This window comes from Escherichia marmotae, assembly GCF_002900365.1.
Lineage (GTDB): Bacteria > Pseudomonadota > Gammaproteobacteria > Enterobacterales > Enterobacteriaceae > Escherichia > Escherichia marmotae.
Genome location: NZ_CP025979.1, coordinates 3,838,955 through 3,850,578 on the forward strand (window position 1 = coordinate 3,838,955; position 11,624 = coordinate 3,850,578).

Annotated in this window: 12 protein-coding genes; 4 read left to right on the forward strand and 8 right to left on the reverse strand. The window is 51.5% G+C overall.

Features of this window, described 5'->3' with window-relative positions; genetic code table 11:
* Window positions 1–34: 34 nt before the first annotated feature.
* Window positions 35–163 (forward strand): hypothetical protein, encoded by a 129-nt coding sequence (locus tag C1192_RS19645; RefSeq protein ID WP_256734106.1) that lies wholly within the window; start codon window positions 35–37, stop codon window positions 161–163.
* Here C1192_RS19645 and cybC read toward each other — a convergent pair.
* On the reverse strand, window positions 160–546 hold the full coding sequence (gene cybC / locus C1192_RS19650) for a cytochrome b562 (RefSeq protein ID WP_001232257.1): 387 nt from the start codon (window positions 544–546) through the stop codon (window positions 160–162). The genes C1192_RS19645 and cybC overlap by 4 nt on opposite strands.
* Window positions 547–604: 58 nt before the next feature.
* Entirely contained in the window at window positions 605–1,957 is a 1,353-nt protein-coding gene (gene pmbA, locus C1192_RS19655) for a metalloprotease PmbA (protein WP_038354675.1), read from the reverse strand.
* A gap of 93 nt (window positions 1,958–2,050) precedes the next feature.
* Here pmbA and yjgA point away from each other — a divergent pair, with 93 nt between their 5' ends.
* Complete coding sequence (gene yjgA, locus C1192_RS19660; RefSeq protein WP_038354674.1) at window positions 2,051–2,602, forward strand: ribosome biogenesis factor YjgA; 552 nt, start codon at window positions 2,051–2,053, stop codon at window positions 2,600–2,602.
* Window positions 2,603–2,781: 179 nt separating this feature from the next.
* Here the strand turns inward: yjgA and mpl are convergent, their stop codons facing one another.
* The gene (gene mpl, locus C1192_RS19665; RefSeq protein ID WP_001219774.1) at window positions 2,782–4,155 is read right to left on the reverse strand and encodes a UDP-N-acetylmuramate:L-alanyl-gamma-D-glutamyl-meso-diaminopimelate ligase; all 1,374 of its coding nucleotides are present in this window, start codon (window positions 4,153–4,155) and stop codon (window positions 2,782–2,784) included.
* A 175-nt stretch (window positions 4,156–4,330) separates the two neighbouring features.
* Here mpl and fbp point away from each other — a divergent pair, with 175 nt between their 5' ends.
* Window positions 4,331–5,329, forward strand: a complete 999-nt coding sequence (fbp, locus tag C1192_RS19670; RefSeq protein WP_038354673.1) for a class 1 fructose-bisphosphatase — start codon at window positions 4,331–4,333, stop codon at window positions 5,327–5,329.
* 39 nt (window positions 5,330–5,368) lie between these two features.
* Here the strand turns inward: fbp and C1192_RS19675 are convergent, their stop codons facing one another.
* From C1192_RS19675 to ytfQ, 5 genes are all read right to left on the reverse strand, one after another.
* The gene (locus C1192_RS19675) at window positions 5,369–5,884 is read right to left on the reverse strand and encodes a DUF2569 domain-containing protein (RefSeq protein WP_000263317.1); all 516 of its coding nucleotides are present in this window, start codon (window positions 5,882–5,884) and stop codon (window positions 5,369–5,371) included.
* Window positions 5,885–5,910: 26 nt separating this feature from the next.
* Window positions 5,911–6,915, reverse strand: coding sequence for a galactofuranose ABC transporter, permease protein YjfF (gene yjfF, locus C1192_RS19680; RefSeq protein ID WP_000596001.1), 1,005 nt, complete (start codon window positions 6,913–6,915; stop codon window positions 5,911–5,913).
* On the reverse strand, window positions 6,902–7,924 hold the full coding sequence (gene ytfT / locus C1192_RS19685; protein ID WP_001468307.1) for a galactofuranose ABC transporter, ATP-binding protein YtfT: 1,023 nt from the start codon (window positions 7,922–7,924) through the stop codon (window positions 6,902–6,904). Before ytfT ends, yjfF begins: the two co-directional genes overlap by 14 nt.
* Before the next feature lie 13 nt (window positions 7,925–7,937).
* Complete coding sequence (gene ytfR, locus C1192_RS19690; protein ID WP_038354672.1) at window positions 7,938–9,440, reverse strand: galactofuranose ABC transporter, ATP-binding protein YtfR; 1,503 nt, start codon at window positions 9,438–9,440, stop codon at window positions 7,938–7,940.
* Between the two features lie 135 nt (window positions 9,441–9,575).
* Window positions 9,576–10,532, reverse strand: coding sequence for a galactofuranose ABC transporter substrate-binding protein YtfQ (gene ytfQ / locus C1192_RS19695; protein WP_038354671.1), 957 nt, complete (start codon window positions 10,530–10,532; stop codon window positions 9,576–9,578).
* A gap of 308 nt (window positions 10,533–10,840) precedes the next feature.
* Between ytfQ and ppa the strand changes: the two genes are divergently transcribed.
* Window positions 10,841–11,371 carry an inorganic diphosphatase gene (ppa, locus tag C1192_RS19705; RefSeq protein ID WP_000055070.1) on the forward strand — a complete coding sequence of 177 codons (531 nt, stop codon included), beginning with the start codon at window positions 10,841–10,843 and terminating at the stop codon, window positions 11,369–11,371.
* Window positions 11,372–11,624: the final 253 nt, after the last annotated feature.

The following is an 11,624-nucleotide window of genomic DNA, read 5'->3' on the forward strand; positions in this document are numbered from 1 at the left end:
GCATTATAGCATTACATATGCATTACATTCATTTATGGAAAACGCCTCGCAAAAATGGGGCTACGCACAGGACAATGGTCGTGTTGACAGTAAATTCTGCGTGGGATTTATGAAAGGAGAAGAGCGTTGGGCGGTGATGTTTCACCGCCCAATCCAGCATTAACGATACTTCTTGTGATAGGTGTTGCGGGTGGTTTTCAGTTGCTCTGCGGCGGCCTGTGCTTCTTTGACTTTACCTTCGTTCGCCAACTTCAGCGCGTCGTCAATCTGGCCGACCAGAATGTCGAAACCGTGACGGAAATCTTTCATTTCCGGACTGTCTGGCGATTTACCTTCCAGCTTCGGCGGCGTTGCTTTTTGCGCATCCAGCGCCGCGGCGCGCATTTTGGTTAACGCATCTTTGACTTGCGCCGCGTTATCCGCTTTTTCGACCACTTTTAAATTGTCGTTGAGGGTTTCCATATTGCCTTCCAGATCAGCGGCAAACGACGCCGAACTGAATACCAACGAGGAGACTGCAAGAATAGCTAACAGGCTTTTACGCATTGCTCACTTCCTTCCATTTTTCTTATTAAGATTCGGCGCGGCAGGTCGCGCCAGTTTTTTACTGCCCGGCGATTTTCATCGCCGGCAACAGTACAGAACCACACTGTATATTGCTGCGTGTTTCAATATCGTTACCGACGGTGACAATATTGCGCCACATATCTTTTAAATTACCTGCGATGGTGATTTCGCTAACCGGATACTGAATTTCGCCGTTTTCTACCCAGAAGCCCGCGGCACCACGGGAATAATCACCGGTAATTGCGCTCACGCCCTGGCCCATCAATTCTGTCACCACCAGCCCGGTGCCCATCTCTTTGAGCATCTGCTCGAAGCTCAGACCTTGCCCGGCAATACGCCAGTTGTGGATACCGCCCGCATGACCGGTACTTTTCAGCCCCAGCTTGCGCGCAGAGTAGGAAGTCAGCAGCCACTGAGTCAGGATGCCATCTTTGATGATATCGCGACGCTCGGTGCGCACACCTTCACTGTCGAATGGCGTGGATGCCAACCCTTTTAGCAGATGCGGGTGTTCTTCAATGGTCAGCCAGTCAGGCAAAATTTGTTTACCGAGCGAGTCGAGCAGAAAAGTCGATTTGCGGTAGACCGCACCACCGGCAATCGCGCCGACCAGATGACCAAACAGCCCCGTGGCAACTTCATTGGCAAAAATTACCGGCGCTTTCATAGTGGAGAGTTTACGCGGTGACAGGCGCGATAAAGTACGGCGGGCGCAGTCTGCCCCGACCCATTCCGGCGTTTGTAGATCGCTCATCGCGCGACCAATGGTGTAGGCATAATCACGCTCCATATCGCCGTTCTCTTCGGCAATCACGCAACTGGAGAGTGAATGGCGCGTTGAACAGTAGCCCTGCAACATGCCGTGGCTGTTACCAAATACTTTTACCCCGTAGTGGCTGTTAAAACTGCCGCCTTCGGTATTGGTGATGCGTTTGTCCGCCTTTAACGCAGCCTGTTCAGCACGGGCCGCCAGTTCAATGGCTTCATCCGGAGAGACTTCCGCAGGGTGGAACAAGTCGAGATCAGGCGCGTCAAAGGCCAGCAACTCTTTATCTGCCACACCTGCGTAGGGATCTGGCGAGGTATAACGGGCAATATCCAGCGCCGCCTGTACGGTGCGGGCAATGGCCTGCGGGCTTAAATCGGTGGATGATGCACTACCTTTGCGGTTCTGGTGATAAACGGTGATCCCCAGCGCGCCATCGCTATTGAATTCGACATTCTCCACTTCACCATAACGCGTGCTTACGCTAATGCCGGTGGTCTTGCTGACGGCAACTTCTGCACCGTCCGATTTGCCTGAGGCCAACTCCAGCGCAGTCGAAACTGCTTCTTCCAGAATCTTGCGCTGCGCTTCAACTTGAGAGATTACTTTCATTGCAAGTGCCATAATGTAGAGAGTTTCTCTGAAGTCTAACAGAGAACCGTTTTTCAGTGCGCATCTTAACTGGTAACATTAGCCTCTTTTTTTAAGGAGCCTGACATGACTAAGCAGCCCGAAGACTGGCTCGACGACGTTCCCGATGATGATATCGAAGACGAAGACGATGAAATTATCTGGGTCAGTAAAAGTGAAATTAAACGCGATGCCGAGGAGTTAAAACGCCTGGGTGCGGAAATTGTAGATCTGGGGAAAAACGCGCTGGATAAGATCCCGCTAGATGCGGATCTGCGCGCAGCTATCGAGTTAGCCCAGCGTATTAAGATGGAAGGCCGCCGCCGCCAGTTGCAGCTTATCGGTAAGATGCTGCGCCAGCGCGATGTAGAACCGATCCGTCAGGCGCTGGATAAGCTGAAAAACCGCCACAACCAGCAGGTTGTGCTGTTCCATAAACTGGAAAACCTGCGCGATCGTTTGATCGACCACGGTGATGATGCCATCGCTGAGGTATTGAACTTGTGGCCAGATGCCGATCGTCAGCAATTACGTGCTCTGATCCGCAACGCGAAGAAAGAGAAAGAAGGGAACAAGCCGCCGAAATCCGCACGACAGATTTTCCAGTATCTGCGTGAGTTAGCGGAGAACGAAGGGTAAGTTTTGTTGCTGATGTGAGTATGGTTTGCCGGATGCAGTGCACCGCCAGATCTGTAGGCCTGATAAGACGCGTCAAGCGTCGCATCAGGCGCTATGCTCAAATGCCGGATGCGGCGTGAACGCCTTATCCGGCCTACAAAAGCACATTGCCCCTGTAGGCCTTATAAGGCGTCTCAGGGTTACTGCGCGGCTTCCGCCTTCTTCGCCAGACCATCCAGCAGTTTCTGATGAATACCACCAAAACCGCCGTTGCTCATCACCAGAATATGGTCGCCAGGCTGGGCGGTTTTCACCACCATATCTGCCAACGCATCGACATCACCACTCCAGTGTGCAGGCTGAATACAGGCTTCCGCCACTTCGGCTACCTGCCACGGAATATGCGCCGGTTGCAACAGGAAGACTTCATCGGCACGACCTAACGACGGTGCTAAATCATCTTTGCAGACGCCCATCTTCATGGTGTTCGAGCGTGGTTCCAGCACAGCAATAATACGCGCCGTACCACCAACTTTACCGCGCAGCGCCGCCAGCGTTGCCAGAATTGCCGTCGGGTGATGGGCAAAATCGTCATATACCGTCACGCCATTTGCTTCACCACGCAGTTCCAGACGACGACGAGCGTTGATAAATGACCCCAGCGCATTAGCAGCATCTGCCGGAGCAACACCAACATGACGGGCCGCAGCAATCGCCATCAGACCGTTGTGCATGTTATGTTCCCCCACCAGCGACCATTTCACTTCACCCACTTTTTCACCATCCAGCAAAACTTCCCATTCGGAAGCGTCGGTGGTCAGCTTTTTCGCCTGCCAGTGTCCCTGCTCGCCCACCAGCTCCTGCTCGCTCCAGCAGCCCATCGCCATGGTCTGTTTCAGGTTGATGTCGTTTTCCGGCCAGATAATACGGCCCTGCCCCGGAACAATACGTACCAGATGGTGGAACTGTTTCTGGATCGCTTTCAGGTCATCGAAAATATCGGCGTGATCAAACTCAAGATTATTGAGGATCAGCGTGCGCGGGCAGTAATGAACAAACTTAGAACGTTTGTCAAAGAAGGCGCAGTCATACTCATCCGCTTCGATAACAAAGAAGTCGCTTTCGCCCAGACGCGCCGAAACCTCAAAGTTTCCAGGTACACCGCCGATCACAAAACCCGGTTTATAGCCGCACTGTTCCAGAATCCAGGTCGCCATTCCCGCGGTAGTGGTTTTGCCGTGTGTACCAGCAACGGCCAGAACCCAGCGGTCACGCAGCACAAAATCGTGCAGCCACTGTGGACCTGACATATACGGAATGTTTTTTTCCAGTACCGCTTCCACACACGGATTTCCACGGGTCATGGCATTGCCAATAATCACCAAATCCGGCTGCGGATCGAGCTGGCTGGCATCGAAACCCTGAATCAGTTCAATGCCTTGCTTCTCAAGTAAGGTGCTCATCGGCGGATACACATTGGCGTCCGAACCCGTTACTTCATGGCCCAACTGGCGCGCCAGAATCGCCAGACCACCCATAAACGTGCCACAAATTCCTAAAATATGAATGCGCATACGTCATTATCCTTTTTTAATCTACCGCCCATTTTACGCATATGTCGGGCAAGTGAGAAACGCATTTCAGGATAATCCGTAATTTGCTGGCGCGATTCACCTGAGCGCAACATTCAGATTATTTGTTAAGATTGTTGCGGTCGCTTTACTCCATAAACATTGCAGGGAAAGTTTTATGAAAACGTTAGGTGAATTTATTGTCGAAAAGCAGCACGAGTTTTCTCATGCTACCGGTGAGCTCACTGCTTTGCTGTCGGCAATAAAACTGGGCGCCAAGATTATCCATAGAGATATCAACAAAGCCGGACTGGTTGATATCCTGGGTGCCAGCGGTGCTGAGAATGTGCAGGGCGAGGTGCAACAAAAACTCGACCTGTTCGCTAATGAAAAACTGAAAGCCGCATTGAAAGCGCGCGATATCGTTGCGGGCATTGCATCTGAAGAAGAGGATGGGATTGTCGTCTTTGATGGGTGTGAACACGCAAAATACGTTGTGCTGATGGACCCCCTGGATGGCTCGTCCAACATCGATGTTAACGTCTCTGTCGGTACTATATTCTCCATCTACCGCCGCGTCACGCCTGTTGGTACGCCGGTAACGGAAGAGGATTTCCTCCAGCCTGGTAATAAACAGGTTGCCGCAGGTTACGTGGTATACGGCTCCTCTACCATGCTGGTTTACACCACTGGCTGCGGCGTCCACGCCTTTACTTATGATCCGTCACTCGGCGTTTTCTGTCTGTGTCAGGAAAAAATGCGTTTCCCGGAGAAAGGCTCAACCTACTCCATCAACGAAGGAAACTACATTAAGTTTCCTAACGGAGTGAAGAAGTACATTAAATTCTGCCAGGAAGAAGATAAGTCCACCAACCGCCCGTACACCTCACGTTATATCGGTTCACTGGTCGCGGATTTCCACCGTAACCTGCTGAAAGGCGGCATTTATCTCTATCCAAGCACCGCAAGTCACCCGGACGGTAAACTGCGTTTGCTGTATGAATGCAACCCAATGGCATTCCTGGCGGAACAAGCAGGCGGTAAAGCGAGCGATGGCAAAGAGCGTATTCTGGATATCATCCCGGAAACCCTGCATCAGCGCCATTCGTTCTTCGTCGGCAATGACCATATGGTTGAAGATGTCGAACGCTTTATCCGTGAGTTCCCGGACGCGTAATGGTCTAAAAACGCCGGAGCAGTCCGGCGTTTTTGCGTTTTAATTAACAAAAGTTAATTTGACGCGTTTAGAGACACGGAAATAGGGAACCCAGATAGCCAGATGAATGATATTTTTCAGCACACCCCATGCGTCTGAAAGATCAATTGTGGCATGAAGAAATTGTACTGCTCCCCAGGTATCAGCAACATTCAATGCGAAGAGCGCCAGAAGAAGGGCAATATAGTAGTGAGGAAGTTGGCGTTTCTTATTAAAAAACAAAAAAGTAGTATAACTCACCAACAGAAATATCGTGGCACATCCGACCACTTCCAGATAAAGCAGAGTTCTGAGCGGTTCTTCCTGACTGCCCTGAGCAAGCCCCCATGTTCGTACAAAAGAATAAATGCTCGAAATAATCACCAGCACTAAAGAAATAGCAGGTAAATACAGCCAACCTCCAATCCCCGTAAGCTTTTTATCAGCACAACCTTTACAATAATCGTCAGGTGGTAAAACAGCTACTCCACAACTTTTGCATGTTGTACTTAAATCCTCGCCTTCCTTTGCCCACATAAAAATATCCTTGTATATCAGTAAATTTATTCTTTTATTGTATTTTCCGGACTCACTCTTATTACTGGCGAACTCTGACGGTTCTCCCACAGCACCGTTAACCCACGCTGTAATGCAATGAAAATAAACAGCAAAATGCCGATGGCGATTTTCGTCCACCATGAACTCATCGTGCCGTCAAAGTTTATGTAAGTCTGAATGAGTCCCTGAATCGCTACGCCAAAAAGCGTTCCTAATACTGTCCCAACACCGCCGCTTAAAAGTGTACCGCCAATCACCACGGAGGCGATAGCGTCCAGTTCCACACCTACGCCTGCCAGCGCGTATCCGGCCTGGGTGTAAATAGAGAAGACAATCCCCGCCAGTGTCGCCAGTCCGGTGGAGAGCATATAAATGCGAATAGTGGTGCTGCGAGTAGAAATTCCCATCAGGTTTGCCGAAGTCGCGTTGCCACCAATGGCATATACCTGATTACCAAAACGGGTACGATGTGCAAGGAAAATACCAATAACCACCACCGCAAGCATCAGCAGTCCCATCGCGCTTAAGCGACCGCCGCCGGGGATTTTCCACGCCAGGCTTGAGAGCGTTTCATAAATGGGATGGTTAATCGGGATCGACTCTTCCGAAACGAGATAGCTGACGCCGCGCAAAAAGAACATTCCTGCCAGGGTAATGATGAATGCCGGGATCTTCAGCGCGTCGATCAGAAGCCCCATAAATGCGCCGAAGGCACAGCCCATCACCAGTACCAGCGGGAAGGCCAATAGTGGCGAAAAGCCGAAGTCACCAATCACCTTTGCCAGAAACACGCCGGTAAAAGCGATCACCGAACCGACAGAAAGATCGATCCCACCGGAGAGGATCACAAAGGTCATGCCGACAGCGATGATCCCCAGAAAAGCGTTATCAGTCAGGATATTGCAGATCACCCGCGTGGAGGCAAAACCGGGAAACTGCGTCAGACAGTAGAGATAGCCCAACACAAAGACGCCGATGGTGATCATCAGTGGCAAGTTACGTTTTATCACGGCTACGCACTCCTTTAATCAGACTGATAAAGCGTTGCGACTGAACAATCAGCACGCAAAGCACCACCACCGCTTTCACCACCTGATTCATCTCCGGCGGAAAGCCCGAGAGCAAAATCCCGGTATTCATTCCCTGAATAATCAGCGCCCCCACCACCGAGAGCAGCAGGTTAAAGCGCCCGCCCATCAGTGATCCACCGCCGATCACCACCGCAAGAATGGCGTCCAGTTCCAGCCATAATCCAGCATTATTGGCGTCGGCACCGCGAATATCCGCCGCCACAATAATGCCCGCAATCGCCGCACACAGCCCGCTCAACACATAGGTGAGCATGACGATGATCCGCGTGTTCACTCCGGCATTTTTCGCTGCCCGAATGTTGATGCCAACAGCTTCAATAAACATCCCCAGCGCCGTTTTGCGAGCCAGCAACCAAAACAGAAGAAGTGTCAGCACTGCAATAATGACCGGCGTTGGCAGGAACAACAGCGATCCGCTGCCGAACCAGGAGAGATCCGGCGAGTTGAAAGTAACGATCTGTCCGGAGGTGATCAGTTGCGCCACGCCGCGCCCGGCAACCATCAGGATCAGAGTGGCGACAAACGGTTGAATTTTGAGGATCGCCACCAGAATGCCATTCCACAATCCAGCCAGAATGCCGGTGCCTAACGCACTGAGTAGCACAATCGGCACGCTATACCCCGCTACCGTCATCGCGGCCGTTGTAGCTCCGGCAATAGCCATCACCGCGCCTACGGAAAGATCGATGCCGCCAGTGGCGATCACCAGCGTCATGCCGATCGCCAGCAGCGCAACGGGAGCCGCGCGGTTAAGGATATCGATGGGACTCCCGAACAGACGCCCATCCTGAAGCACCACCTGCCAGAAATGCGGGGCGACCAGGCTATCGACCAGCAGCACCAGCAATAGCGCTGCCAGTTGCGGCATTCCCGTCGGCCAGCGAAAACGCCTTTTCGACGACGCGGTGTCAGGGAGAGATTGAGGCATCACACTGTTCTCCTTACGCCGCAATGGCGTTCATGATCGCCGGAACGGAAAGCTCTGCCAGCGGGCTCTCTGCCACTTGTTTACGATCACGCATGATGATCACCCGATCGGCATAGCCCACCAGTTCTTCCAGTTCCGAGGAGATCACCAGCAGTGCCAGACCATCGGCGCACAGCGTTTCAATCAGGCGGATGATCTCGGCGTGGGCACCAACGTCAATACCGCGCGTTGGCTCGTCGAGAATTAGAAATTGCGGACGAGTCAGCAGCCAGCGTGAAAGCAACACTTTTTGTTGATTACCGCCAGAGAGGAACTCTATCGGCTGTTCCGTGGAAGGGGTGCGAATACCGAGCTGGCGGATAAATCGTTCTGCTATTTCCTGCTGTTCTTTGCGTGAAATCGGTCGCAGCCAGCCGCGCTGGGCTTGTAAGGCAAGGATGATATTTTCCCGTACCGAAGCGGCAGCAATAATGCCATCGGTTTTCCGGTCTTCCGGACAGAAACCAATACCCAGTACCGATGCATGATGCGGCGATCGCAGGGTTTGCGGTTTACCTTTGATCAACGCTGTGCCGCTGTCGGCGGGTTTGATACCGAAGATCACTTCCGCAGTTTCTGTACGTCCTGATCCCAGCAAACCTGCCAACCCGACGATCTCGCCGGGACGAATTTCCAGATCAAACGGCGCGATCGTCCCTTTCTTGCCGTAATTGTTAAACTCGGCAACAGGTTTGTCGCTCAACAATGTTCGCCCGGCACGCTGTAGCGCATGAGTGTCGAGTTCACGCCCCAGCATCATTTTCACCAGTTCGATCTGCGGAAGCTCGCGGGTTTCCCGACAGCCAACAAAGCTGCCGTTGCGTAAGACGGTGATCCGATCACTGACCTGGTATACCTGATCGAGAAAGTGAGTGACGAAGATCAGGCTGACGCCGCGATCTCGAAGCTGGCGCATCAGGCCAAACAGTAGTTCCACTTCCTGGGTGTCGAGGCTGGCGGTGGGTTCATCAAGGATCAGCACTTTGGCGGAGAGATCGATGGCCCGGCAAATGGCGACGATTTGCTGCATTGCCACCGAAAAACGGTTGAGCGGTTCGCGCACGTCTAGGGAGAAACCGTAGGATGCCATTAACCCGGTTGCGCGCTTTTCCATCTCTTTGCGCCGTAGCAAGCCGAAACGTTTGGGCTCACGGCCGATAAAGAGATTGTCGGCAACCGACATATTGGGTAACAGGTTGACTTCCTGGTAGACGGTGCCGATGCCAAGCTGTTGTGCATGGGCTGTGTTTTTCGGTGAGATGGCCTGGCCTTCCAGCCAGATTGTGCCGCGATCGGCATGGTAAACGCCGGTTAATGCTTTAATCAGCGTCGATTTTCCTGCCCCGTTTTCACCAAGCAGTGCCATAATTTCACCACGACGCAAGCTGAAGTCAACGTTATCTAACGCTTTGACGCCGGGGAAGAATTTGCTTAATCCTTCGGTACGGAGGATTTCCTGGTGTTGGTCGGTAGCCATAGCTCTCCCAGTGTAAAGCGGGCTCCTGGTAGGCCTGATAAGACGCACCAGCGTCGCATCAGGCATCTGCGCACAAATGCCGGATGCGGCGTGAACGCCTTATCCGACCTACCAGTCGGCATCGGTTTGTAGGCCTCAATACCCCATATTTTTCTTCTTCTCTAACTCTTCTTTTGCGGTATCAGGCAGATAAAGGGTGGACTTAGTCAGCGTCAGCTTTTCAGGCATGGTGCCGTCTTTCTTGTATTTCTCCAGCGCGTCGAAAGCTGGGCCTGCCATGTTTGGCGTCAGTTCAACACTGGCATTCGCTTCACCATCAATCATCGCTTTGTAGATATCCGGCACGCCGTCGATAGAGCCTGTCAGAATATCTTTGCCCGGCTTCAGACCCGCTTCTTTAATCGCCTGAATCGCGCCTATTACCATGTCGTCGTTATGGGCGTAAACCATGCAGATATTTTTGCCGTTGTTTTCCGCTTTGATAAAGCTCTCCATAACTTCTTTGCCTTTACTACGGGTGAAATCACCGGATTGCGAGCGGATAATTTTGATATTTGGCGCATTCTTAATAGCTTCGGCAAAACCTTTCTTACGGTCGATGGCAACGCTCGCCCCAACGGTGCCTTGTAACTCAACCACGTTACACGGTTTACCGTTGACCTCTTTCACCAGCCAGTCACCAATCAACTTGCCTTCCAGAATGTTGTCAGCAGTAACGGTCGTCATATAGAGAGATTTGTCTTTCACATCGATGGAACGGTCGAGCAAAAAGACCGGAATTTCGGCATCTTTCGCCTCTTTTAATACTGGTTCCCAGCCCGTCGCCACCACCGGAGCGATAAAGATCGCATCCACACCTTGTGCGACGAAGGAACGTACCGCTTTAATCTGGTTTTCCTGCTTTTGCTGACCATCGGCAATTTTTAGCGTGATACCGCGCTTTTCTGCCTCACTTTTCGCCACGTTGGTTTCTGCGGCACGCCTGCCGGACTCCGATCCGACCTGCGAAAATCCTACGGTTAAGGGAGCGGCCAATGCCATAGACGACATGGCTGCTGAGACCGCAGAGACTACAAGTAAGCGTTTCCACATAGGGTTGTCCTCGTCGGGGTGATTATTATTGTTTAAAAGATGTTCGCGAAAAAACTATAGACAATCGGTCATGTAACAGATTGCGTTACTTCACACTTCAAAAAAGTAAATACATCGTTAATCACAAGTTTGTAATCGCTTTCATCTCGCTATGAAAAATGCGGCTACGGTTATGGATTTTCCTGCTCTGTAAACCGTCTTAAAGCTGGCGAAAAAGGAAAAAGAGGACGAAAACAAGCGAAGACATTCGGCGCGAGTTGGCTATAATACTCGGCACTTGTTTGCCACATATTTTAAAGGAAACAGACATGAGCTTACTCAACGTCCCTGCGGGTAAAGATCTGCCGGAAGACATCTACGTTGTTATTGAGATCCCGGCTAACGCAGATCCGATCAAATACGAAATCGACAAAGAAAGCGGCGCACTGTTCGTTGACCGCTTCATGTCCACCGCAATGTTCTATCCATGCAACTACGGTTACATCAACCACACTCTGTCTCTGGATGGTGATCCGGTTGACGTACTGGTCCCGACTCCGTACCCGCTGCAGCCGGGTTCTGTGATCCGTTGCCGTCCGGTTGGCGTTCTGAAAATGACCGACGAAGCCGGTGAAGATGCAAAACTGATTGCGGTTCCGCACAGCAAGCTGAGCAAAGAATACGATCACATCAAAGACGTTAACGATCTGCCGGAACTGCTGAAAGCGCAGATCGCTCACTTCTTCGAGCACTACAAAGACCTCGAAAAAGGCAAGTGGGTGAAAGTTGAAGGTTGGGAAAACGCTGAAGCCGCTAAAGCTGAAATCGTTGCTTCCTTCGAGCGCGCAAAGAATAAATAATTTCTTGTATACTCTAAATAATTCAAGTTGCAGGAAGGCGACAAGCGAGTGAATTCCCGGGCACCTACATAAGTAAGTGACTGGGGTGAGCGAACGCAGACACAGTACATGCAACTTGCAGCATGACGAGTATATCGTAATAACCCTGAACACCGGGCTTCGGTTAGTAAGGGTTTTTATTTTATATTGACACCTGTTTTGTCTTGCAAAAAACAACCGAACCCGGTGTTGGTAAGGCACAAAGCCCTTCTTA